Origin of the sequence: Diaphorobacter sp., assembly GCF_050251835.1 — a bacterium.
Taxonomy (GTDB): Bacteria; Pseudomonadota; Gammaproteobacteria; order Burkholderiales; family Burkholderiaceae_C; genus JBFXIE01.
Map to the genome: position 1 here is coordinate 1 of NZ_JBFWLZ010000044.1, position 23,817 is coordinate 23,817.

Here is a 23,817-nt window from a genome sequence, read left to right on the forward strand (position 1 = left end):
GCATCCAGGCAACTGAGCACCAGCGGCGCCCGACGCGATGCCAGCAAAACCCAGGCGGGGTGCTGCTGGCGGGCGGCAATGTATTTGTGCGTGCGCTGCTGGCTGAGGGTGGGCATGGCCCGGGCAAGCCTACACGTCGATGTTGCCGGCGCGCAGCGCGTTGGTCTCGATGAAGTCGCGGCGCGGCTCGACCTCGTCGCCCATCAGCATGGTGAACACGCGGTCGGCCTCGATGGCGTCGTCGATCTGCACGCGCAGCAGGCGGCGCACTTCGGGGTCCATGGTGGTTTCCCACAGCTGCTCGGGGTTCATTTCGCCCAGGCCCTTGTAGCGCTGGCGGCTGGTGGTGCGTTCGGCCTCGCTGATCAGCCATTGCATGGCCTGGCGGAAGTCGCTCACTTTTTCTTCCTTGGCCTTGTCGCCTTCGCCGCGCATGGCCTTGGCGCCCTCGCCCATCAGGCCGCGGAAGCTCTCGGCGGCCTCGGCCAGGGCGGCGTAGTCGTCACCGGCCACAAAGTCCTGGGTGATCAGGCTGCTGCGGATGTTGCCGTGGTGGTGGCGGCTGATGCGCAAAATGGGTTTGTCGGTGCGCGGGTCGATCTCGCCCGCCACATCGGCGGGCACGCCGTTGGCATTGAGCTCGCGCAGTTTGGCCTGCAGTTGCACGGCGCTGGCCTGCGCGTCCTGCAGGGTGTCCAGGTTGAAGACCACGCCATCGGCCACGGCGCGCAGCGCCTCGGCGTCCATGAAGGCGGACAGGCGGGCGATGACCTGCTCGGCATGCTGGTGCGTGCGCGCCAGGCTGGCCAGCTCGTCGCCGGCCAGTGTGCGGGGCTGCTCGCCGCCGGTGGTGATGCTGGCGTGGTTCAGGGCCACGCGCAGCAAGAAGCTGTCCAGCGCGGGCGCATCCTTCAGGTACAGCTCTTCCTTGCCGTTCTTGACCTTGTACAGCGGCGGCTGGGCAATGTAGATGTGGCCGCGCTCCACCAGCTCGGGCATCTGGCGGTAGAAGAAGGTCAGCAGCAGCGTGCGGATGTGGGCGCCGTCCACGTCCGCGTCGGTCATGATGATGATGCGGTGGTAGCGCAGCTTGGCCACGTCGAAGTCGTCGGCGCCGCTTTTGCCCTTGCCGCTGAAGTCGTCCTCGCTGGCCTTGCCGATGCCGGTGCCCAGGGCGGTGATCAGGGTGATGATTTCCTGGCTGGACAGCAGCTTCTCGTAGCGCGCTTTTTCCACGTTCAGGATCTTGCCGCGCAGCGGCAGGATGGCCTGGAACTTGCGGTCGCGCCCCTGCTTGGCGCTGCCGCCGGCGGAGTCACCCTCGACGATGTAGATCTCGCACAGCGCAGGGTCTTTTTCCTGGCAGTCGGCCAGCTTGCCAGGCAGGCCCATGCCGTCGAGCACGCCCTTGCGGCGCGTCATCTCGCGCGCCTTGCGCGCGGCCTCGCGGGCGCGGGCGGCTTCGATGATCTTGCCGCACAGGATCTTGGCGTCCTGGGGCTTTTCTTCCAGAAAGTCGGTCAGCGTCTTGGCGACGATGTCTTCGACCGGGGCGCGCACCTCGGAGCTGACCAGCTTGTCCTTGGTCTGGCTGCTGAACTTGGGCTCGGGCACCTTGACGGAGAGCACGCAGCACAGGCCTTCGCGCATGTCGTCGCCGCTGACCTCGACCTTGGCCTTCTTGGCCAGTTCGTTTTGCTCGATGTACTTGCCGATCACGCGCGTCATCGCCGCACGCAGGCCCGTGAGGTGGGTGCCGCCGTCACGCTGCGGGATGTTGTTGGTAAAGCAGAGGACTTGCTCGTTGTAGCCGTCGTTCCACTGCATGGCGACTTCCACGCCGATCTCGGTGCCGGGAATGCCGCCGTAGCTTTCGGCCGGCCGGCTGCCGCTGGCATAGAACGTGGTGGGGTGCAGCACTTTCTTGGTGCCGTTGATGAACTCGACAAAGCCCTTGACGCCGCCCGCGCCCGAGAAGTCGTCTTCCTTGCCCGTGCGCTCGTCGATCAGCCGGATGCGCACACCGTTGTTCAAAAACGAGAGTTCGCGCAGGCGCTTGGCCAGGATCTCGTAGTGGAAGTCAAAGTTTTCTTTGAAGATGTCGGTGTCGGGCAGAAAGCGCACTTCGGTGCCGCGCTTTTCCGTGGGGCCCAGCACCTTCATGGGTGAGACCTCGAAGCCGTCCACCACTTCGATGAGGCGGTTTTGCACCACGCCCTTGGAAAACTCCAGCTGGTGTGTCTGCCCGTCGCGGCGCACCGTCAGGCGCAGCTTTTTGGACAGCGCGTTCACGCACGACACGCCCACGCCGTGCAGGCCGCCCGAGACCTTGTAGCTGTTCTGGTTGAACTTGCCGCCGGCGTGCAGCTCGGTCAGCGCGATCTCGGCGGCCGAGCGCTTGGGCTCGTGCTTGTCATCCATCTTCACGCCGGTGGGAATGCCGCGGCCGTTGTCCACCACACTGATGGAGTTGTCGGTGTGGATGGTGACGACGATGTCGTCGCAGTGACCGGCCAGGGCTTCGTCGATGGAGTTGTCCACCACCTCGAAGACCAGGTGGTGCAGGCCCGTGCCGTCACTCGTGTCGCCGATGTACATGCCCGGGCGCTTGCGCACCGCCTCCAGGCCCTCCAGGATCTGGATGGCGCCTTCGCCGTAGCCTTCGCTGCCGGCGGCCGATGCGGCGGGCTGCACGGCGGGCGCGGAGATAGGCTGGTCGGTGGGCTGCTCGGGGGCGGGCTGCGATTGCTCTGCGGTCATGAAAGGGCTGCCTTCGGTCCGGGCGCATCGGCACGGCGTGCCGATGGCTTTATGGGTTCAAAAGTGCCACCAGCCCTTATAAATCAAGCGCTGGCAGCTATAAAAACAATAGTATTTAGATGCGCATGGGCATCACGACATACTTGAAGTATTCGTTGTCGGGAATGGTCAGCAGCGCAGAGCTGTTGCCGTCGGCCAGGTCGATCTTGACCATGTCCTGGCCCATGTTGGCCAGCGCGTCGATGAGGTAGGTGACGTTGAAGCCGATCTCGATGGCGTCGCCGCCGTAGTCGATGTCCAGCTCGTCCATGGCTTCTTCCTGCTCGGCGTTGTTGCTGGCCACGCGCAGGGTGCCGGGCTCGATGTTCAGGCGCACGCCCTTGAACTTGTCGCTGGTCATGATGGCCGTGCGCTGCAGGCTGGCCAGCAGCGGCGCGCGGCCCAGGGTGACGCTGTTGTGGTGGTTGCGCGGAATGACGCGGTTGTAGTCGGGGAACTTGCCCTCCACCAGCTTGGTGACGAACTCCATGCCGCCAAAGCTGAACCTGGCCTGGTTGTTGGCAAACTGCATCTCGATGGCGCCGTCGGCATCGGACAGCAGGCGCTGCAGCTCCAGCACGGTCTTGCGCGGCAGGATCACCTCCTGCTTGGGCACTTCCACATCCAGCGTGGCGCTGGTGAACGCCAGGCGGTGGCCGTCGGTGGCCACCAGCGACAGCTGCTTGCCCTCGGCCACGAACAAAATGCCGTTGAGGTAGTAGCGGATGTCCTGCACCGCCATGGCAAAGCTCACCTGGCCCATCAGGCCCTTGAGCACCTTTTGCGGCACGCTGAAGGAGGGGCCGAAGCTGGCAGCCTCTTGCACCAGCGGAAAGTCCTCAGCCGGCAGAGTTTGCAGCGTGAAGCGGCTCTTGCCACCCTTGAGGATCAGCCTGGCCTGGCTGGACTCCAGGCTCACCGTCTGGTCGGCGGGCATGGTCTTGAGGATGTCGATGAGCTTGCGCGCGCCCACCGTGGTGGTGAAGTCGCCCGTGTCGCCGCCCAGCTCGGCCGTGGTGCGGATCTGGATCTCCAGGTCGCTGGTGGTCAGCTGCAGCGCATTGCCTGTCTTGCGGATCAGAACATTGGCCAAAATGGGCAGGGTATGCCGGCGCTCGACGATGCCGGACACGGATTGCAGAATGGCGAGTACCTTGTCTTGTGTTGCCTTCAGGACAATCATGTCGTCAACCTTTGGTGATTGTGGTGTGGGTGCGCAGACGGCGGCACGGGCAATGCCCCCTCCCGGGCCGTCCAACGCGCCATTTTGCCCGTGAACGGGCGGGCTTCAGCGCGGCGGCGGGGTTTTCGGTCCACGCGTGACTCATGAAAGCTTCACCGGGCCATCACCCCTTGAGCGTCTGCTCCAGCACATGCAGTTGCTGGTTCAGCTCGGTGTTGGTCTGGCGCTCGGCGCCGATCTTGCGCACCGCGTGCAGCACCGTGGTGTGGTCGCGCCCGCCAAACAGCTCGCCGATCTCGGGCAGGCTCTTTTGCGTCAGCTCCTTGGCCAGGTACATGGCAATCTGGCGCGGGCGGGCAATGCTGGCCGGGCGCTTCTTGCTGTACATGTCCGCGACCTTGATCTTGTAGAAGTCAGCCACGGTTTTCTGGATGTTTTCCACGCTGATCTGCCGGTTCTGGATGCTGAGCAGGTCACGCAGCGCCTCGCGCGCCAGCTGGATGGAGACTTCCTTCTGGTTGAAGCGGCTGTAGGCCAGAATTTTGCGCAGCGCGCCCTCCAGCTCGCGCACGTTGGAGCGCACGTTCTTGGCGACGAAGAAAGCCACTTCTTCGGGCATCTCCGAGCCCTCGGCGCGCGCCTTGTTGATCAGGATGGCCACGCGCATCTCCAACTCGGGCGGCTCGATCGCCACCGTCAGGCCCGAGTCGAAGCGCGACACCAGCCGCTCGTGGATGTTGGCCAGACCCTTGGGGTAGGTGTCCGACGTCATCACGATGTGGCTTTTTTTGGCCAGCAGCGCCTCGAAGGCGTTGAAGAACTCCTCTTGCGTGCGATCCTTGTTGGCGAAGAACTGCACATCGTCGATCAGCAGCAGATCGAGCGAGTGATAGCGCTCCTTGAAATCGTCAAAGGTGCGCCGCTGATAGGACTTGACCACATCCGAGACGAACTGCTCGGCGTGGATGTAGAGAACCTTGGCGTCAGGGCGGTCTTGCAGCAGCTTGTTGCCCACCGCATGCACCAGGTGGGTCTTGCCCAGACCCACGCCCCCATAGATGAAAAGCGGGTTGTACAGGTGGCCGGGCGAGCCTGCCACATGCATTGCGGCCGAGCGTGCCATGCGATTCGCCGTGCCCTCCACCAGCGTCTCGAACGTCAGGGCAGGGTTGAGCCGCGTGCGAAAAGCGCCCGCTGGCACAGCTTCGACCGCGGCGGCTGGCGAAGCGGCTTCGGCAGGCGGCTGGGCGCTTGCCGGCTGGGGACGAACGTAAGTCCTGACAACCGATTCCCTCTGAGCGAGCGCTAACTCGAGCGCGACCGGCTGGCCATAAAGAGCCTCTAGCAACGCCGAGATGCGCCCGGCATACTGGGTGCGAATCCAGTCGAGTTTGAAGCGGTTGGCCACCAACAGAGTGACCTTGGAAAAATCGGGCGCGACCTGCGCCGCCAGGGGCTTGATCCAGGTGTTGAATTGCTGCTCAGGGAGATCCTGAGCCAGTTGCTCGGCGCAGGCCCGCCATAAGCCCTGGCCGGCGTTGGCGTTGTCAGCCTCGTGGCTGAAAGAAGGGAGTCCCTCGTGCATTGCGGATGGTTCTAGTTGTGGATAGGAGGAACAGTGCGAGGCCGCGGATTCTAGCTTGTCAAGGAGTTATCCACAAACGGCCGCGGCACTCCTCGACGACATTTGCACGCCAGGGTCATTGCCAGCGCGGGCCAAGCCTGTAATAATCGCGGGCTTTCCCTGAATGCGTTCAGGGTGATCTAACCCGGGCGGCCGCTTACTTTATTGACCCAGCGCATGCAGCGCTGCGGGTGGCCGACCTGGCGGGCGCTGCCGATCGAAGCTGTGCCTGTAACTGAACCCTTCAAGGATCGAGAACATGAAACGTACTTACCAGCCCTCCAAGACCCGCCGCGCCCGCACCCACGGTTTTCTGGTGCGCATGAAGACGCGCGGCGGCCGCGCCGTGATCAAGGCCCGCCGCGCCAAGGGCCGCAAGCGCCTGGCCGTCTAAGGCCGTGCAGCTCGGCGCCCGGCCACCGAACAGGGTCTGCGCCGCCAGCGTTTGCACCGGGTAGCTGTCTGCATGCATCGGCTGAAAACCCGCTCTCAGTTCCAGGCCGCCATGGCCGGGGGCACTGTCTCCCGCACGGCACATTTCGCATTGCACCGGTTGGGCTTGCCCTCTGGTGATGCGTCCACATTGCCCCCACCGCCAGGGCCTGGCTTGCAGCCCCAGGCGGATACGCCGCTTGCCCTGTTTGCCGTGGCGCAGGGCTGCACTGATGTCTGGCTGGGCGCCATGGTGCCCAAGCGCTGGGCGCGCCGCGCCGTCACGCGCAACACCATCAAACGCCAGATCTACGCCGTGGCCAGCCGCTTCGAGCCACGGATGCCGCACGCGGCGCACGTGGTGCGGCTGCGTGCCAGCTTTGACCGCAAGCACTTCGTGAGCGCCACCTCCGAGGCTCTCAAACAGGCCGTGCGCGCCGAGCTGGAGCAGCTTTTTTCCGCTGCCGAACGACGCAGCCCCCCGGCCAGTCCTGCAGCCCGCACGCCACGAGGTGCCACGCCATGATGCGCACACTGCTCATGGGCCTGGTGCGCGGCTACCGGCTGCTGCTAAGCCCCTGGCTCGGCTCAAGCTGTCGTTTTGAGCCCACCTGCTCGGTGTACTCTCTGCAGGCGCTGGATCGGCACGGCGCCGCGGCGGGCAGCTATTTGACGGCACGACGCCTGGCGCGTTGCCATCCCTGGTGCGACGGCGGTCTCGACCCCGTGCCACAAGAGCTGCCGCGAGGCATGCGCCTTTTCTCGCGGCTGGTGCCTTCCGACGACCCTCCATCTTCCTCCTCTAAGAAGACTTCATGAACGACATCCGCCGCACCATCCTGTGGGTGATTTTTGGCTTTTCCATAGTTTTGCTATGGGACAAGTGGCAGATCCACAACGGCAAACAGGCCACCTTCTTCCCCACGCCGCCCGCACAGACGGCCAGCAGCCCCGCCGTGGCGCCTTCTGCGAGCGCGTCCAGTGTGCCGACAGCCGTCAGCACAGCGCCTGGCGTGCCGGTTGCGGGGGTTCCGGGTGTGGCACCCCAGCCGCCAACGGGCGTGCCTGCGCAGCCAGCCGCCGTTGCCCGCGAGCGCGTGACGGTAACCACCGATGTGCTGCGCCTGGTCTTCGACACCGAAGGCGGCTCTCTGGTGCGCGGCGAGCTGCTGCAATACCCCGAGATGGAGGACAAGTCCAAGCCCTTCCTGCTGTTCGACGAGAGTGTCAGCCGCGTGTATGTGGCGCAGACCGGCCTGATCGGCGGCCCCTTCCCCACACACAAGACCGCCATGCGCTTGCTGCCCGGCCCGCGTGAGCTCAAGGACGGCGAGGACAGCCTGCAGGTGCGCTTCGAGTCGCCCGACCTGGGCGGCGTGAAACTGGTCAAGACCTGGACGCTCAAGCGCGGCGCCTATGACCTGAGCGCACGCCACGAGGTGGTCAACACCGGCACGACGCCACTGTCGCCCCAGCTGTACCTGCAGCTGGTGCGCGACGGCAACAAGCCCTCGGGCGAGTCGATGTTCTATTCCACCTTCACCGGCCCGGCGGTCTATACCGACGCCAAGAAGTACCAGAAGGTGGAGTTCTCGGACATCGAAAAAGGCAAGATCGACATCGAAAAGACCTCCACCAACGGCTACGTGGCCATGGTGCAGCATTACTTTGCCAGCGCCTGGCTGCTGGCCGACGGCGCGCAGCGCGACCTGTTCATGCGCAAGGTGGACACCAACCTGTACTCGGTGGGCATGATCACGCCGCTGGGCGAGATCGCCCCCGGCCAGTCCAAGGCCGTGGACGCACAACTGTTTGCCGGCCCGCAGATCGAGACGCAGCTGGAAAAACTCGCCCCAGGCCTCGAACTCGTCAAGGACTACGGTTGGCTCACCATCCTGGCCAAGCCGCTGTACTGGCTGCTGGATCAACTGCACAAGGTGATCGCCAACTGGGGCTGGTCCATCGTGGCGCTGGTCTTTTTGCTGAAGCTTGCGTTCTACTGGCTCAACGCCAAGGCTTACGCCAGCATGGCCAAGATGAAGGCCATCAACCCGCGCATCACGGAATTGCGCGAGCGCCTGAAGGACAAGCCGCAGCAGATGCAGCAGGAGATGATGCGCATCTACCGCGAGGAAAAGGTCAACCCCATGGGCGGCTGCCTGCCCATCATGGTGCAGATCCCCGTGTTCATCGCGCTGTACTGGGTGCTGCTGTCGAGCGTGGAGATGCGCAACGCGCCCTGGATCGGCTGGATTCGCGACCTGTCCTCGCCCGACCCGTACTTCATCCTGCCGCTGCTGATGACGGCCAGCTCGCTGCTGCAGACCGCCCTCAACCCCGCGCCGCCCGACCCGATGCAGGCCAAGCTGATGTGGATCATGCCGCTGATGTTCAGCGTGATGTTCTTCTTCTTCCCGGCCGGCCTGGTGCTGTACTGGCTGACGAACAACATTTTGTCGATCGCTCAGCAGTGGATCATCAACACCCGCATGGGGGTGCCGCCGCAGTTCAATCTGCCCAAGTTCAAGTAAGGCGCCCCATCCCCGCAACGGCCACGCAAGTGGCCGTTGTGTTTTCTGCCACCACGGCCATCCCACCATGAACACTGCCCACAACGACCCGATCGCCGCCATCGCCACCGCCCCCGGGCGCGGGGCCGTGGGCATCGTGCGCATCTCGGGCCAGGGGCTGGCGCCCTTCGTGCGCAGCCTGCTGGGGCGCGATCTGCAGGCGCGCCACGCGCACTACCTGCCGTTTCCCGATGCCAGCGGGCAGGCCATCGACCAGGGCTTGGCGCTGTTCTTTCCTGCGCCGCACAGCTACACCGGCGAGGATGTGCTGGAGCTGCAAGCCCACGGCGGCCCCGTGGTGCTGCAGCTGCTGCTGGCGCGCTGCCTGGAGGCGGCGCACGGCGCGCTGCCGCGCCTGCGCCTGGCAGAGCCCGGCGAGTTCACCCGGCGCGCCTTTCTCAACGACAAGATCGACCTGGCCCAGGCCGAGGCCATTGCCGATCTGATCGACGCCTCCACCTCCGCGGCCGCACGCAGCGCCGGCCGCTCGCTGTCGGGCGCGTTCTCGCAGGAAGTGCACAGCCTGCGCGACGCGCTGGTGCACCTGCGCATGCTGGTGGAGGCCACGCTGGACTTTCCTGAGGAAGAAATCGACTTCCTGCGCAAGGCAGACGCGCGCGGACAGCTATCAAACTTGCAGCAATCGCTGACCCGCGTGATGCAGCGGGCCAGCCAGGGCGCGCTGCTGCGCGAGGGCATCAAGGTGGTGATCGCGGGCCAGCCCAACGCGGGCAAGAGCTCGCTGCTCAACGCCCTGGCGGGCGCAGAGCTGGCCATCGTCACCCCCATTGCCGGCACCACGCGCGACAAGGTGCAGCAGACCATCCAGATCGAGGGCGTGCCGCTGCATGTGATCGACACCGCCGGCCTGCGCGACAGCTGCGACGAGGTCGAGCGCATTGGCATCACCCGCGCCTGGGACGAGATCGCTGGGGCCGACGCAGTGCTGTTTCTGCACGACCTGACGCGTGCCGATGCCTTCGACTACATCGCCGCGGACGCGGACATCGCACGCACTTTGGCGCACAAGCTGCCCCAGGGCGTGCCCGTGCTCGATGTGTGGAACAAGGCTGACGCCGCCTCGCCGGCCGTTGGATCGGGCCCCTTCGCTGCCCCCGACGCGCTACGCCTGTCCGCACGCACCGGCGAAGGGCTGGACGCGCTGCGCCGCCGGCTGCTGACGCTGGCGGGCTGGCAACCCGCTGCCGAGGGGGTTTACATCGCCCGCGCCCGCCACATCGCGGCGCTGCGCGCCGTGGACGAACACCTGGTACAGGCTGCTGCGCAACTGAGCAGCGACGGCCCCGCGCTGGATCTGCTGGCTGAGGAGCTGCGCCTGGCGCAGAACGCGCTCAACACCATCACCGGCGAGTTTGGTGCAGACGACCTGCTGGGCGTGATTTTTTCAAGCTTTTGCATCGGCAAGTAACGCCTGGCCGCCGCCCATCGAAAGGGAGGTCAGGTGTAAGAAGTGGTAATGCACGCTTGTGCGCAACCCGGGCGCGGGTTACCTTGGCAGGCCATGAATGCCATTCCCAATCCTTCCGCCCAGGCCGATCTGACGGGGTTGATCCAGGCCATCACGCAGGCCACCGCCGACGACAGCATGAACAACCTGCTCACGCCGCAGCAGTGGGATCTGCTGTCTGCCTACCTGCTGCCCGTCAATTTGGCGGCCGGGCAGGTGCTGTTTGCCCAAGGCACGGTGGACCGCACCCTGTACCTGCTGGAAAGCGGCAGCATGACCGTGCACTACGAGGACGAAAAGCAGCGGCTGCGCATGGCGATGGTGGCACCGGGCTCGGTGTTGGGCGAGGGTGCGTTTTTTTCCCACCGTCCCCGCAGCGCCACGGTGCAGGCCGGTGTGCACAGCAAGCTGTGGGCGCTGCCGGCACTGCGCTTTGCCGAGCTATCCAACCGCCAGCCGACGGTGGCGCTGCAGCTGACCATGGCCGCTGGCGCGGTGCTGGCCAAGCGCCTGGGCAACCGCCGCCGGCGCGTCGCAGCAACCTGATCGCCAGTACGCCGGGCAGTGTCACCTAGGTGACTGGCGTGTGCAGTAAGCTGCGCGTCAATTTTGCACTCTTGCGTGAAAGCATCGCATGTCGTTGTTCAGCTGGTTCACTCACACATTCAAACCCCGGGCGCAGGCGCCGCGCCGGGCCCCCGGTACCCCTGCGCGCCCGCATGCAGGCAGCGCTGCGCCTGCGCCTGCGCCTGCGCCACAGGCACGCAACAGTAAGCCCCTTGCCCATCAGCCAACGACGCGCGACCAGGAGACCGAGCGCAAGAATGAGCGCATGGAGCGGCGCGAGCTGCTGTACACCGTGGTGCGCGATGCGATGGTGCGCGCCGGCGTGCTGTCGGCAGGCTACAAATTCAAGGTGCTTTCTCTGGATCAGCGGGGCGCGCAGTTTCTGGTGATGATGGATCTGGCCCCCGAATACGCCAACGACATCGCGCGCCTGGCCGAGATCGAGGCCCTGATCACCCAGGCAGCCAAGTCGCGCCACGACATACTGGTGCAGGCCGTGTACTGGCGCACCAACGACCAGATTGCAAGCGCCGCGCACGCGCGTCCCATGTCATCGGCGGCCGCGCCGCAGCACACGCAGCCACCGCGGGCGCCAGCCTCGGCGCCTACAACCGCGCCGGCACATATTGCCGCTGCACCCCGGCCCCTGGCCGCCCGCCTGGGCGATCCGGTGTCGCGCCCTGCGCCCCTGCTGCCGCCGGCTCCGGCGCCGCGCCCCACGCCACGTTTCGAGCCCATCGAGGCCGACGAGGTGGCCGCCTTCAAGGAAGCCCTGGCTGGCGCTGCAGCCCAGTCAGCGGCTGCGCCACTCGCACCCGGGGTTGCCACGCGCAGCGGCCCGCTGCTCACACGAAACCCCTTGATGCACGGCTTCGAGGATACGGTGATCCCCGGCCAGAACTCACCCGCCCCCGACCTGAGCACCACGCAGTACGGCGAACTGCGCTGACCCTGGATGGTCGGCGGCGGCCTGGCCTGGCGATCAGACCGCCGCCGTTGGACGTCAAAAATCCATCAGCGTGAACAGTTGCAGGCCGCTGGCGCGCAGGCGTGCCGAGCCACCCAGCTGGGGCAAGTCAACGATGGCGGCACCCTCCAGAACGCGGGCGCCCAGCTTTTCGAGCAGCTTCTTGCCCGCCATCATGGTGCCGCCAGTGGCTATCAGGTCGTCGATGAGCAGCACGCGGTCTCCCGGCTGGACGGCGTCGGCGTGCAGCTGTACCGTGGCGCTGCCGTATTCCAGCTCGTAGGTTTCCTCAATGGTGGTGAAGGGCAGCTTGCCCTTTTTGCGGATAGGCACGAAGCCGACATTGAGCTCATACGCCACCACGGCGCCGATGATGAAGCCGCGCGCGTCCAGCCCCGCCACCACATCGGGGCGCAGGGCGCCATCCATGTAGCGATGCACGAAGGCGTCGATCAGGACGCGAAACACCTTCGGGTTTTGCAGCAGGGGAGTGATGTCGCGAAACTGCACGCCCGGGGCCGGCCAGTCGGGCACGGTGCGGATGTGCTGACGCAGATAGTCGGTGACGCTGAGGCTGGGCATAGGCGGTGGTCTGTCGTGAGCAGCCAGTGTAATCAGCCGCGCAGCAGTTTCTCTTCGGCCAGGCTGAGCGCTGCGGGGTGGCCGCAAAGCACCAGGGTGTCGCCCTCTGCCAGCACGGCGGCATCGTCGGCGGCGCCCCGGTGGCCGCTGGCGCGGCGCACGTTGACCAGCCGCACGCCCATGGCGCGCAGGGGCTGATCAGAGGGGCTGTCGCCCACCGCGGCGGCGCCCGGGGGCAGGGTGATGGAGTACAGGCGCTGCTGGTCGCGCTCGGCCACCGTGTCGTCGTCGGCACCATGAAAGTAGCCGCGCAGCAGGCCGTAGCGCGCTTCGCGCTGGTCTTGCACCAGACGCAGCACGCGGCGCATGGGCACGCCCACCAGGGCCAGGGCATGGCCGGCCAGCATCAGCGAGCCCTCGATGGCCTCGGGCACGACCTCGGTGGCGCCGGCGGCCAGCAGCTTGTCCAGGTGCAGGTCATCCTGCGTGCGCACCACCACCGGCACATGGGGCGCCTGCGCACGCGCGTGGGCCAGCACCTTGAGAGCGGCCGGCGTGTCCAGGTAGGTGACAGCCACTGCGGCAGCCCGCACCAGGCCCGCGGCCTTGAGCGCCTGCACCCGCGTGGCGTCGCCAAACACCACCGAGTCTCCTGCGGCAGCGGCCTGGCGCACCCGGTCGGGGTCCAGGTCCAGCGCCATGTAGGGGATGCCCTCGCGCTCGAGCATGCGCGCCAGGTTCTGACCGCAACGGCCGTAGCCGCAGATCAGCACATGGCCGCTGGTGTTGATGGCTTGCCGCGCAATGCTGGTCACCTGCAGCGACTGCTGCAACCAGTCGCTGGCCACCAGCTTCATGACGATGCGGTTGCTGTACTGAATCAAGAACGGCGTGGCCAGCATGGACAGCACCATGGCCACCAGCACCGGGTTCATCAGCGCGGGCTGCAGCAGGCCGTGGGTCTGCATCAGCGCCAGCAGCACGAAGCCGAACTCGCCCGCCTGCGCCACATACAGCGCCGTGCGCAGCGACACCCCGGCCGTAGCCCCCAGGCCATGCGCCAGTGCGACGATGATGACGGTCTTGACCAACAACGGCACCGCCAGCAGCACCAGCACCAGGGCCCAGTGATCCAGCAGGATGTGCCAGTCCAGCATCATGCCCACGGTGATGAAGAACAGCCCCAGCAGCACGTCGTGGAACGGGCGGATGTCCGTGCCCACCTGGTGGCGGTATTCGGTCTCGGACACCAGCACGCCGGCAATGAAGGCGCCCAGCGCCAGACTCAGCCCGGCCAGCTCGGTCAGCCAGGCCAGCCCCAGCGTGACCAGCAGCAGGTTGAGCATGAACAGCTCGTCGCTCTTGCGCCGCGCCACCTGGGTGAGCCACCAGCGCATCACGCGCTGCCCGCCCGACAGCAGCAGGCCCACCAGCAACGCTGCCTTGAGCAGCGCCAGGCCCAGGGCGGTCAAAAGCCGGTCGGGCGACGAGCCCAGCGCGGGCACCAGCACCAGCAGGGGCACCACCGCCAGGTCCTGAAACAGCAAAATGCCCAGCACGCGCCGGCCGTGCTCGGTCTCCAGCTCGCCGCGCTCGGCCATCAGCTTGACCACAATCGCCGTGCTGCTCATGGCCAGCGTGCCGCCCAGTGCCAGCGCCGTCTGCCAGCCCATGTCCCAGACACCGCCCATCAGCCGCGCCAGCACCAGCAGCCCGACGGTGAAGGCCGCCATGCACGCCATCACCTGCAGCAGCCCCAGCCCGAACACATGGCGGCGCATGGCCCGCAGCTTGGGCAGGTTGAACTCCAGCCCGATGGTGAACATGAGAAACACCACGCCGAATTCGCCCAGATGGCGCACGGCTTCGGAGTTTTGCGTGAGCGCCAGCGCATGCGGGCCGATGAGGATGCCCGCGGCCAGGTAGCCCATCATGGGCGGCAGCCGCAGGCTGCGGCAGGCCACCACGCCCAGCACCGCGGCCAGCAGATACAGCAAAGTCAATGCAAGCGAGGACATGTTTCATCGTAGCCCAGCGGCAGCCGGGGCGGCCGATAGAATCTTGCGATGCCCCACGCTTTCGCTCCCACCTCGCCTTTCGATGCCGAGCAGGCCCTGCGCCTGGGCCGCGAGACCGTCCACATTGAGGCCGAAGCGCTGCAGCACATGGCCGCACGGCTGGGCGACAGTTTCGTGCAGGCCGTGCAGCGCATCCTGGCCACGCCGGGCCGCGTGGTCGTCATGGGCATGGGCAAGAGCGGCCATGTGGGGCGCAAGATCGCCGCCACGCTGGCCTCCACCGGCACGCCGTCTTTCTTTGTGCACCCGGCCGAGGCCAGCCACGGCGACCTGGGCATGGTGACCGGCGTCGATCTGCTGCTGGCCCTGTCCAACAGCGGCGAGAGCAGCGAAATCACCGTGCTGCTGCCCATGCTCAAGCGCCAGGGCGTGCCCCTGATTGCCATGACCGGCGGCCTGCAGTCCACGCTGGCGCGCTATGCCGATCTGGTGCTGGACTGCAGCGTGCAACGCGAAGCCTGCCCGCTGAACCTGGCGCCCACCACCAGCACCACGACGCAACTGGCCATGGGCGACGCTCTGGCCGTGGCCCTGCTGGATGCGCGGGGCTTTCGGCCCGAGGACTTTGCGCGCTCGCACCCCGGCGGCGCGCTGGGCCGCAAGCTGCTGACCCATGTGCGCGACGTGATGCGCACCGGCGACCAGGTGCCGCGCGTGCCGCCGCAGGCCGACTTCAGCACGCTGATGCGCGAGATGAGCGCCAAGGGCGTGGGCGCCGCCGCCGTGGTGGACGAAGCTGGCCGGCCCGTGGGCATCTTCACCGACGGCGACCTGCGCCGGCGCATCGAGGCCGGCGCAGACCTGCGCGGCATGCGCGCCCAGGACCTGATGCACGCCCAGCCACGCACCATCGCGGCCGATGCCCTGGCCGCCGACGCCGCCCAGGCCATGGAGCGCCATGCCATCACCAGCGTGCTGGTCACCGACGCGCAGGGCCTGCTGGTGGGCGTGGTGCATATCGGCGACCTGATGCGTGCCAAGGTGATCTGATGACGGCCCATACCGACTTGCCCCCGCTGCAGCCCGCGCAGCAGTTCGACCCCGCACTGCTGCTGCGCGCGCAGGACGTGCGCGTGGCGTTCTTCGACGTGGACGGCGTGCTGACCGACGGCGGCCTGTACTTCTCGGAGCACGGCGAAACGCTCAAGCGCTTCAACACCCTGGACGGCCACGGCATCAAACTGCTGCAGCAGGCCGGCATCACGCCCGCCGTCATCACCGGCCGCGACTCGCCCGCGCTGCGCCTGCGCCTGCAGGCCCTGGGCGTGGCGCATGCGCGCTTTGGCACCGAAGACAAACGCCCCGCGGCCGAGGCCATCCTGGCCGAGCTGGGCCTGGACTGGCAGCAGGCCGCCGCTATGGGCGACGACTGGCCCGACCTGGCCGTGATGCGGCGCGCCGCCTTGGCCTGCGCGCCCGCCCAGGGGCATATCGAAGCCCGTGCCATCGCGCACCATGTCACCGCCGCGCCCGGCGGCGCTGGTGCGGCGCGGGAGTTTTGCGACCTGCTGCTGGTGGCCAGCGGGCGCTATGCCAGCCTGCTGGCAAAGCACGCCTGATGAACCGATCCCTTCAACAGGCGTGGGAGCGCCTCACCATCTACCTGCCCGTGGTGCTCATGGGTTTGCTGGCGCTGGGCACCTGGTGGCTGGTGCGCAATGCGCCCAAGCCCCAGCAGCCGGTGCAAGAGCGCATCGTCGGCCACGAGCCCGACTACTTCATGCGCGACTTTGCCGTCAAAAGTTTTGACGCCACCGGGCGCCTGCAAAGCGAGATCAGGGGCGCGCTGGTGCAGCACTTTGCCGACACCGACACCCTGGAGATCGACCAGGCGCGCATGCGCTCGGTGAATGCGCAGGGGCGCGTCACCACTGCCACCGCCAACCGCGCGATCAGCAATGCCGACGGCACCGAAGTGCAGCTTTTTGGCAATGCCGTCGTCATCCGCGAACCCGTGGCGCGCACGCAAGGCCAGCCTCTGCCACGACTGGAGTTGCGCGGCGAGTTCCTGCATGCCTGGGTGAACGAAGAACGCGTGCGCTCCAGCCAGCCCGTCACGCTCAGGCGCGGCGCCGACACCTTCACGGCCGACCAGATGGATTACGACAACCTGGATCAGGTCATGAACCTGCGCGGTCGCGTGCGCGGCACACTGATGCCGGCGCCGGCGCGCCGCTGAAGTCGCAGGCCGTGCCGAATCACCTGCACCCACCGGATACACAGGCGCCGCTTGACCTCCCCCTTGTTTTCATCACCGGCGCATCCAGCGGCATAGGGCTGGCGCTGGCCTGGCGTTACCACCGCGCCGGCTGGCGGCTGGCACTGGTGGCGCGACGGGTTGATGAAGTCAAATCATGGGCTAGCGCACGCAAAATAAGCGCTGACAGCTATCAAATATATAGTGCAGACGTAGCCGACACCGACAGCATCATTGCCGCAGGCCAGGCCTGCATGAGCCGCCAGGGCCTGCCCGACGTGGTGATCGCCAATGCGGGCATCAGCATCGGCGTGGACACGGCCGAGCGCGCAGACCTTGACGTCATGGCGCGCATCTACGCCACCAACAACCTCGGCATGGCCGCCACCTTTCACCCCTTCATCAACGCCATGGTGCAGCGCGGCAGCGGGCGGCTGGTGGGCATGGGCAGTGTGGCGGGCATCCGCGGCTTGCCCGGGCATGGCGCCTACTGCGCCAGCAAGGCTGCGGTCATCAGCTACTGCGAGAGCCTGCGCGGCGAGCTGCGCGGCAGCGGGGTGCGGGTGGTCACGATCTGCCCGGGCTATGTGGACACGCCGCTCACACGGCAAAACCGCTACCCGATGCCTTTTTTGATGCGCCCCGAAGACTTTGCCGAGCGCGCATTCCAGGTCATCGCATCGGGGGCCAGCTACCGCGTGATCCCCTGGCAGATGGGCGTGGCGGCCGGACTGCTGCGGACGCTGCCCAATGCATGGTTTGACCGCCTGCTGCAGGGCCGCCCGCGCAAGCACCGGCAGGGGCAGGACAGCCAGTCCTGAACGGGCGGGACGGACAACAAAAAAAGGCTCCTTCCAAGAGCCTTTTTGTGGATTGGCAGGCAGAACCTGCGCGGCAACGCTGAGGGTATCAATAGCCGCCGTTGCGATCGCCGCCGTAGCCGCCACGACCACCGCCGCCACCACCACCGCCGCGCGGGCCGGAGCCATAGGGGCTGCGAAAGCCGCCTTCCCCGCGACCGCCACCTCCACCGCCCGCATTGCGGCCTCCACCGTAGCCACCGCCGCCGCCCCCGTAACCACCACCGCCGCCTCCACCGTAGCCGCCACCACCGCCGCCGCCATACCCGCCACTACGCGGGGGGCGCGACTCCATGGGACGGGCTTCGTTGACGACGACACTGCGGCCGCCCAGCGACTGTCCGTTCATGCCGTTGATGGCTTGTTGTGCTTCGGCATCACTGCCCATTTCCACGAAACCGAAGCCCTTGGAACGGCCTGTTTCGCGCTCCATCATCACCTTGGCGCTGACGACCGCGCCAAACTGGCTGAAGGCTTGTTCGAGATCGCTGTCACGCACCGAATACGGCAGGTTGCCGACATACAGTTTGCTGCCCATCAAGGGACTCCTAAAAACAAATGGATTGAGCAACGGAGTCCCGAAACCGCAGCCAGTTAATCACAAAGACGCCCTATGCGCGAAAACCGACGGATCACCGCAACATCGACAGGAAGAAAAATCCCGCCAAAACATTATGGGCCACAACGCCCATGAAAATGCAAGGGATTTCCTCTGGCCTTATGACCATTTGCGTCCAAAGAAAAAGGGCCTAGAAGGCCCTTTTTTCACTGTGCAGATCAGTAGCTGGAACGGCCACCGCCGTAGCCGCCGCCACCGCCGCCATAACCACCACCGCTGCGGCCACCACCGTAGCCGCCACCGCCGCCGCCGTAACCACCGCCGCCGCTGCGCGGGGGACGGGGCTCCATGGGACGAGCCTCGTTGACCACCAAGTCACGGCCGCCGAAGTTTTGACCGTGCACGCCCTGGATGGCGGCCTGGGCTTCAGCGTCGCTGCCCATTTCGACGAAACCAAAACCCTTGGAGCGGCCGGTGTCGCGCTCCATCATGACCTTGGCGCTTTGCACGGCGCCGAATTGGCCGAAGGTCTGCTCCAGATCTTGGTCGCGGAAGGAATAAGGCAGATTGCCCACGTAAAGTTTGTTGCCCATGATCGGACTCCTAGAAAAAACATGACATGCGATGGAGCCCGACGCAATCAACAAACCTGTGATGACTTCAAAGACGCGAAACTGACCAAACACCGCAACCCGCTTTCCTGTTCAACAAAAAAGCTCGGGCATTATCAACGATCCCTGCTGCGCGCAACCGCCTCAGGTGCGCGCCAGCAACACTTTTCAGGGTATTTGCGGAGGTATTTTTTCAGGAGCGTTCTCAGCCCCTGACGCAACGGGCGGCGGATAGAATCGCCGCCGTCCATGGGGAGTAGCCTGCCCCGCGTGCGCCCGATGCCTTGAGGCCGGGTGGGCGCGAGAGGAGGCATGCATCAACAGACTTGGGGCCCGCGGGCGCCATGGTGCATGAGGCCCGCCGCAACGGCGGGCTGGGCGAGACCATTGACTGCGCACCGATCCATCTGGCCGGAGTCGGGGTGCGGTCAATGCTGTCCGAAACCTTCCGGCCGAATTTTTTGCGATCGACCACATCATGGAAGCCTTCCTCGTCTCCACCTCCATCGTCACCCTGGCCGAAATGGGCGACAAAACCCAGCTGCTGTCGCTGGTGCTTGCAGCGCGCTTTCGCAAGCCCTGGCCCATTGTGCTGGGCATTCTGGTGGCTACGCTGGCCAACCATGCGCTGGCGGGTGCCCTGGGCACATGGGTGACCACCGTACTGGGGCCGCAGGTGCTGCGCTGGGTGCTGGGGCTGTCTTTCATCGCCATGGCGGTGTGGATGCTGATTCCCGACAAGCTGGACGACGACGGCGAGGCCACGGCGCCACGCTTTGGCGTGTTCGGCACCACGGTGGTGGCTTTCTTTCTGGCCGAGATGGGCGACAAGACGCAGGTGGCCACGGTGATGCTGGCGGCGCAGTACAGCGCCTACCTGTGGGTGGTGGCCGGCACTACGCTGGGCATGATGCTGGCCAACGCGCCGGTGGTCTGGCTGGGGGATCGCCTGGTCAAGAAGGTGCCGATCCGCGTGGTGCACCTGGTGTCGGCCCTGATTTTCCTGGTGCTGGGCCTGCTGGCGCTGTTTGCACCGCAAATGACGCCTTTGGCATAATCGCACGCTCAACGCGCCGATTTGCACCGCTTGCGGGCGCTTTACAAGTCCAGCTAAAGACGTGACCGATCGACACGCCTGCCACCCCCGGCACGCAACGCACCCGGCCTCGTTTTTAGCGAAGCCGGGTTTTTTCATGTCGTTCATCGCCACACCGCTATCCATGCATTTCGCCGAGGCCCTGCCGCTGCAGTCGGGCGCCTCGATCCGCGACTACACCCTGGCCTACGAGACCTACGGCCAGCTCAACGCCGACCGCACCAACGCCGTGCTGGTGTGCCACGCGCTCAACGCCTCGCACCACGTGGCGGGTGTGTACGAAGGCCAGCCCAAAAGCGAGGGCTGGTGGGACAACATGATCGGCCCGGGCAAGCCGGTGGATACCAATCAGTTCTTCGTCATCGGCGTCAACAACCTGGGCTCGTGCTTTGGCTCCACCGGCCCCATGCACCTGCACCCGGACACGGGCGAGGTGTATGGAGCGGACTTCCCCGTGGTGACGGTGGAAGACTGGGTCAACGCCCAGGCGCTTTTGCTGGACCGGCTGGGCATCACGCAACTGGCTGCCGTGCTGGGCGGCAGCCTGGGCGGCATGCAGGCGCTATCGTGGACGCTGCAATACCCCGATCGCGTGCGCCATGCCGTGGTGGTGGCCAGCGCGCCCAACCTGACGGCCGAGAACATTGCCTTCAATGAAGTGGCGCGCCGCGCCATCGTGACCGACCCGGACTTTCATGGCGGGCACTTCTACCGCCACGGCGTGATTCCCAAGCGCGGGCTGCGCATCGCACGCATGATCGGCCACATCACATACCTGAGCGACGACGTGATGAACGAAAAGTTCGGCCGCCAGCTCAGGGAAGGGCTGGAGCTGAAATACAGCACGCAAGACATCGAGTTCCAGATCGAGAGCTACCTGCGCTACCAGGGCGACAAGTTCAGCGAATACTTCGACGCCAACACCTACCTGCTGATCACCCGCGCGCTGGACTACTTCGACCCAGCGCGCGCGCACGGCGGCAACCTGGCCCAGGCGCTGGCCGTGGCGCGCGCCCGGTTTTTGCTGGTGAGCTTCACCACCGACTGGCGCTTTTCGCCCCAGCGCAGCCGCGAGATCGTGCACGCGCTGCTGGAAAACCGCCGCGACCTGAGTTACGCCGAGATCGACGCACCCCACGGGCATGATGCTTTTTTGCTGGATGACCCCCGCTACATGAGCGTGATGCGCTCTTACTTCGATAGCATTTTCAAGGAGCTGGCATGAGCGATCTGGCCACCTTGCAAGCCATTGCGCGCCTGGTGCCCGAGGGCGCGCGCGTGCTCGACCTGGGCTGCGGCGACGGCGCGATGCTGGACTACCTGCAGCGCAACAAGGGCTGCAGCGGCTACGGCATCGAGATCGCCGACGACAACGTGCTGGCCTGCGTGCGCCGCGGGGTCAACGTGATCCAGCTCAACCTGGACGAGGGGCTGGCCATGTTTGGCGACAACAGCTTCGACGTGGTGCTGCAGATCGACACGCTGCAACACCTGCGCAACGCCGAGGTCATGCTGCGCGAGACCGCGCGCGTGGGCCAAAGCGGCATCGTCGCCTTCCCCAACTTCGCGCACTGGCCCAACCGCCTGTCGGTGCTGCGCGGGCGCATGCCGGTCACGCGGCGGCTGCCCTACCAGTGGTATGACACGCCCAACATCCGCGTGGGCACCTACAAAGACTTTGATGTGCTGGCACGCAAGAACAACCTGCGCATCCTGGATGCCTTTGGCCTGCAGGACGGACGCGAGGTGCGCTGGCTGCCCAACGCGCGCGCGGGCACGGCGGTGTTTCGCTTCGAGCACGACTGAAGTCATGCCTGCGGCGGCGTGGGTGATTGCTACGTTATTGATAGCTGCCCACGCTTTCTGGGCAAGCTCTTGCGATCCATTCTGTTTTAAGAGTGCGGCACGGTACGTGTCACCGCGTAAGGGATATCGTTATTGAATGTAACGGCACGCCTGCCTTAGTCTTCCAGACAGACCGGGAGCCACCCGGCTTCGCTTTTTCTGGAGACATGCATGACCCCCATTTCGATTGCCAACGCCCACGGCGTTGCCCGCAAGGTCACGCTGGCCGCACTGGGCCTGGTGGCACTGGTGCTGGTGGGCGTGGGCCTGGCCCTGGCCGTTGTGACCGAACGCAGCACGCGCGCGCAGCTGGTGCACAGCATTGGCAACACAACCCTGGCCGTGGCCCAGTCGCTGGACGCGGCCGACAACACCAACCGCGAGCTGGCTCAGGCCACTATGCGGGGTTTTCGGCGCTACTTTGAACCCACCATGCAGCTCAATGAAGACACGGGCGAGCTGCGCAGCTTCGGCGGTCTGGTCAACGAGGACTACAGCGGGGTGGACAAGTTTGCGCAAGAAACGGGCGGCGTGGCCACCGTGTTCGCGCGCAAGGGCGATGACTTCGTGCGCATCACCACCTCGGTCAAGGACGCGCAGGGCCGCCGCCAGCAAGGCAGCTTGCTGGACCGCGCCGACCCCGCCTATGCCGACGTTGCCCGCGGCCAGCCCCACACGGGCATCACCGTGGTGGATGGCAAGCCCTACATGGGGCATTACCTGCCGGTCAAGGACAACGCCGGCAAGGTAGTGGCGCTGCTGTTCATCGGCAATGACATCAGCATCTTCCAGTCCATGCTGCAAAAGCAGGTGGAGCAGACGCGCTTTTTCGAGCATGGCGGCGTGTACGTGATCAACCCGGGCGCCGGGCTGGAGCAGGCGCGCTTTGTGTTCCACCCCACGGCGCAGGGCAAGGCGGTGCTGGAGTCCTTCCCGCAGTCGCGCGCGTTCTTCGAGGCACTGGCTGGCGCGCCGGACGGCTTTGTGCGCAATGCCCAGCCGGTGTACTTTGCCGACGCGCAAGACCCCTGGGCGCTGCTGCGCAAGACCCAGGGCGGCTGGTGGGTGGTGGCCGAAGTGCCCGACCTTGAGGCCATGGCGGGCCAGCGCCACATCACCTGGGCCGTCTGGGGCCTGATGGCCCTGGCACTGGCCCTGCTGGGCGCGGGCCTGTTCGTGATGCTGCGCCGCGGCGTGAGCCAGCCGCTGACGGGGCTGACCCAGGCCATCACGCTGGTGGCCCAGGGCGACCTGACGCGCAGCTTCGAGACCACGCGGCGCGACGAGATCGGCGCGCTGGTGCAAGAGGTAGAGGGCATGCGCCGCCGTTACGTGCAGATGCTGCAGCAGGTGCGCACCGCCGTGGAAAGCATCGACACCGCCAGCGCCGAGATCGCCAGCGGCAACCAGGACTTGTCGGCCCGCACCGAGGCCACCGCCAGCAGCCTGGCGCAGACGGCGCAAAGCATGGAGCACCTCACCGCGACGGTGCAGCAGTCGGCCGATGCCGCGCGCCAGGCCAACCAGCTGGCCGCCTCTGCCGCCCAGGTGGCCGCCCGCGGCGGGCAGGTGGTGGGCGAGGTGGTGGGCACCATGGGCGAGATCAACCAAAGCTCGCGCAAGATCGCCGACATCATCGGCGTGATCGACGGCATTGCCTTTCAGACCAACATATTGGCGCTGAACGCCGCCGTCGAGGCCGCCCGTGCCGGCGAGCAGGGCCGCGGCTTTGCCGTGGTGGCGGGCGAGGTGCGCAGCCTCGCGCAGCGCAGCGCGGGAGCCGCCAGGGAGATCAAGCAGCTGATCCACGAATCGGTGGAAAAGGTGGAGGCGGGCGCGCGCCTGGTGCAGGACGCGGGCAGCACCATGAGCGACATCGTGGGCAGCGTGCGGCGCGTGGGCGACATCATCAGCGACATCACGGCCGCAGCGTCGGAGCAGGCCGACGGCATCAGCCAGGTCAACCAGGCCGTGGGCCAGCTCGACCAGATGACGCAGCAAAACGCCGCGCTGGTCGAGGAGTCGGCCGCCGCAGCCCACAGCCTGCGCGAGCAGGCCGCCCGTCTGGCCGGGGCTGTGCAGGTGTTCAAACTGGGGCCGGCCATGAACGACGCACCTGCGCTGGTGGCCAGCCCCCGCGCCCCGGCGCTGGCGCGGGCCTGAGCGCCTGGGGCGCCAGGGCGCGTCGCCGCAGGGGGCGGCTGCGGCACGGCGGCGCCAGCGCCCCGCGGGTTGCCTGGTCTGCCCGCGCCTTGGCGTATCCTGCGATTTTTGCGCCTAATGCGCTTCGCCAGAGGTTCTGCCATGAACGACCGCCTGCCCGCCACTGCCCTGGACGCTGCCCTTGCCCTCGAACGCGTGGGGCGCATGTGGGACGAC

At 66.3% G+C, this 23,817-nt stretch carries 22 protein-coding genes; 15 read left to right on the forward strand and 7 right to left on the reverse strand.

The genetic code is table 11. The features are described 5' to 3' along the window. Positions 1–129: 129 nt before the first annotated feature. The 3 genes from gyrB to dnaA form a co-directional block, all read right to left on the reverse strand. Positions 130–2,760: a DNA topoisomerase (ATP-hydrolyzing) subunit B gene (gene gyrB / locus AB7E35_RS12980; RefSeq protein WP_428162623.1), complete on the reverse strand. Its 2,631-nt coding sequence runs from the start codon at positions 2,758–2,760 to the stop codon at positions 130–132. A 115-nt stretch (positions 2,761–2,875) separates the two neighbouring features. Continuing rightward, a complete protein-coding gene (dnaN, locus tag AB7E35_RS12985) occupies positions 2,876–3,982 on the reverse strand; it encodes a DNA polymerase III subunit beta (RefSeq protein ID WP_428162622.1) in 1,107 nt (368 codons plus the stop codon). Between the two features lie 163 nt (positions 3,983–4,145). Continuing rightward, positions 4,146–5,567, reverse strand: coding sequence for a chromosomal replication initiator protein DnaA (dnaA, locus tag AB7E35_RS12990; RefSeq protein WP_428162621.1), 1,422 nt, complete (start codon positions 5,565–5,567; stop codon positions 4,146–4,148). A gap of 298 nt (positions 5,568–5,865) precedes the next feature. Here dnaA and rpmH point away from each other — a divergent pair, with 298 nt between their 5' ends. From rpmH to AB7E35_RS13025, 7 genes are all read left to right on the forward strand, one after another. After that, positions 5,866–6,000, forward strand: coding sequence for a 50S ribosomal protein L34 (gene rpmH, locus AB7E35_RS12995; protein ID WP_124223019.1), 135 nt, complete (start codon positions 5,866–5,868; stop codon positions 5,998–6,000). A 72-nt stretch (positions 6,001–6,072) separates the two neighbouring features. After that, positions 6,073–6,564, forward strand: coding sequence for a ribonuclease P protein component (locus AB7E35_RS13000; RefSeq protein ID WP_428162620.1), 492 nt, complete (start codon positions 6,073–6,075; stop codon positions 6,562–6,564). Beyond that, positions 6,561–6,857, forward strand: a complete 297-nt coding sequence (gene yidD / locus AB7E35_RS13005) for a membrane protein insertion efficiency factor YidD (RefSeq protein WP_428162619.1) — start codon at positions 6,561–6,563, stop codon at positions 6,855–6,857. Before AB7E35_RS13000 ends, yidD begins: the two co-directional genes overlap by 4 nt. Next, the gene (gene yidC / locus AB7E35_RS13010) at positions 6,854–8,569 is read left to right on the forward strand and encodes a membrane protein insertase YidC (protein WP_428167687.1); all 1,716 of its coding nucleotides are present in this window, start codon (positions 6,854–6,856) and stop codon (positions 8,567–8,569) included. The genes yidD and yidC overlap by 4 nt, the downstream gene beginning before the upstream one ends. 67 nt (positions 8,570–8,636) lie before the next feature. Continuing rightward, the gene (gene mnmE / locus AB7E35_RS13015) at positions 8,637–10,037 is read left to right on the forward strand and encodes a tRNA uridine-5-carboxymethylaminomethyl(34) synthesis GTPase MnmE (protein ID WP_428167688.1); all 1,401 of its coding nucleotides are present in this window, start codon (positions 8,637–8,639) and stop codon (positions 10,035–10,037) included. Positions 10,038–10,130: 93 nt separating this feature from the next. Then, the gene (locus tag AB7E35_RS13020; RefSeq protein ID WP_428162616.1) at positions 10,131–10,622 is read left to right on the forward strand and encodes a Crp/Fnr family transcriptional regulator; all 492 of its coding nucleotides are present in this window, start codon (positions 10,131–10,133) and stop codon (positions 10,620–10,622) included. Between the two features lie 88 nt (positions 10,623–10,710). Further along, positions 10,711–11,592: a hypothetical protein gene (locus AB7E35_RS13025; protein ID WP_428162615.1), complete on the forward strand. Its 882-nt coding sequence runs from the start codon at positions 10,711–10,713 to the stop codon at positions 11,590–11,592. A 54-nt stretch (positions 11,593–11,646) separates the two neighbouring features. Here AB7E35_RS13025 and AB7E35_RS13030 read toward each other — a convergent pair whose 3' ends face one another. Both AB7E35_RS13030 and AB7E35_RS13035 read right to left on the reverse strand, forming a co-directional pair. Next, positions 11,647–12,192, reverse strand: coding sequence for an adenine phosphoribosyltransferase (locus tag AB7E35_RS13030; RefSeq protein WP_428162614.1), 546 nt, complete (start codon positions 12,190–12,192; stop codon positions 11,647–11,649). Positions 12,193–12,224: 32 nt separating this feature from the next. Beyond that, positions 12,225–14,210 (reverse strand): monovalent cation:proton antiporter-2 (CPA2) family protein, encoded by a 1,986-nt coding sequence (locus AB7E35_RS13035; protein ID WP_428167689.1) that lies wholly within the window; start codon positions 14,208–14,210, stop codon positions 12,225–12,227. A 48-nt stretch (positions 14,211–14,258) separates the two neighbouring features. Here AB7E35_RS13035 and AB7E35_RS13040 point away from each other — a divergent pair, with 48 nt between their 5' ends. The 4 genes from AB7E35_RS13040 to AB7E35_RS13055 are packed head-to-tail and all read left to right on the forward strand — an operon-like array spanning position 14,259 to position 17,288. Next, the gene (locus AB7E35_RS13040) at positions 14,259–15,260 is read left to right on the forward strand and encodes a KpsF/GutQ family sugar-phosphate isomerase (RefSeq protein ID WP_428162612.1); all 1,002 of its coding nucleotides are present in this window, start codon (positions 14,259–14,261) and stop codon (positions 15,258–15,260) included. Further along, the gene (locus AB7E35_RS13045; RefSeq protein WP_428162611.1) at positions 15,260–15,829 is read left to right on the forward strand and encodes a KdsC family phosphatase; all 570 of its coding nucleotides are present in this window, start codon (positions 15,260–15,262) and stop codon (positions 15,827–15,829) included. Before AB7E35_RS13040 ends, AB7E35_RS13045 begins: the two co-directional genes overlap by 1 nt. Beyond that, positions 15,829–16,449: an LPS export ABC transporter periplasmic protein LptC gene (gene lptC, locus AB7E35_RS13050; RefSeq protein WP_428162610.1), complete on the forward strand. Its 621-nt coding sequence runs from the start codon at positions 15,829–15,831 to the stop codon at positions 16,447–16,449. The genes AB7E35_RS13045 and lptC overlap by 1 nt, the downstream gene beginning before the upstream one ends. A gap of 11 nt (positions 16,450–16,460) precedes the next feature. Next, complete coding sequence (locus AB7E35_RS13055; protein ID WP_428167690.1) at positions 16,461–17,288, forward strand: SDR family oxidoreductase; 828 nt, start codon at positions 16,461–16,463, stop codon at positions 17,286–17,288. Positions 17,289–17,376: 88 nt separating this feature from the next. On the opposite strand, the gene AB7E35_RS13060 is transcribed toward AB7E35_RS13055, so the two are convergent. Together AB7E35_RS13060 and AB7E35_RS13065 are read right to left on the reverse strand one after the other, a co-directional pair. Then, the gene (locus AB7E35_RS13060) at positions 17,377–17,865 is read right to left on the reverse strand and encodes an RNA recognition motif domain-containing protein (RefSeq protein WP_428162608.1); all 489 of its coding nucleotides are present in this window, start codon (positions 17,863–17,865) and stop codon (positions 17,377–17,379) included. A 239-nt stretch (positions 17,866–18,104) separates the two neighbouring features. Continuing rightward, complete coding sequence (locus tag AB7E35_RS13065; RefSeq protein WP_428162607.1) at positions 18,105–18,479, reverse strand: RNA recognition motif domain-containing protein; 375 nt, start codon at positions 18,477–18,479, stop codon at positions 18,105–18,107. 496 nt (positions 18,480–18,975) lie between these two features. On the opposite strand from AB7E35_RS13065, the gene AB7E35_RS13070 reads away from it, so the two are divergent. From AB7E35_RS13070 to AB7E35_RS13085, 4 genes are all read left to right on the forward strand, one after another. Then, the gene (locus AB7E35_RS13070) at positions 18,976–19,554 is read left to right on the forward strand and encodes a TMEM165/GDT1 family protein (RefSeq protein WP_428162606.1); all 579 of its coding nucleotides are present in this window, start codon (positions 18,976–18,978) and stop codon (positions 19,552–19,554) included. Positions 19,555–19,690: 136 nt separating this feature from the next. After that, entirely contained in the window at positions 19,691–20,818 is a 1,128-nt protein-coding gene (gene metX, locus AB7E35_RS13075; protein ID WP_428167691.1) for a homoserine O-succinyltransferase MetX, read from the forward strand. Then, a complete protein-coding gene (gene metW, locus AB7E35_RS13080) occupies positions 20,815–21,399 on the forward strand; it encodes a methionine biosynthesis protein MetW (protein ID WP_428167692.1) in 585 nt (194 codons plus the stop codon). Before metX ends, metW begins: the two co-directional genes overlap by 4 nt. A gap of 210 nt (positions 21,400–21,609) precedes the next feature. Further along, on the forward strand, positions 21,610–23,601 hold the full coding sequence (locus AB7E35_RS13085) for a methyl-accepting chemotaxis protein (RefSeq protein WP_428162603.1): 1,992 nt from the start codon (positions 21,610–21,612) through the stop codon (positions 23,599–23,601). The last annotated feature ends 216 nt before the right edge of the window (positions 23,602–23,817 follow it).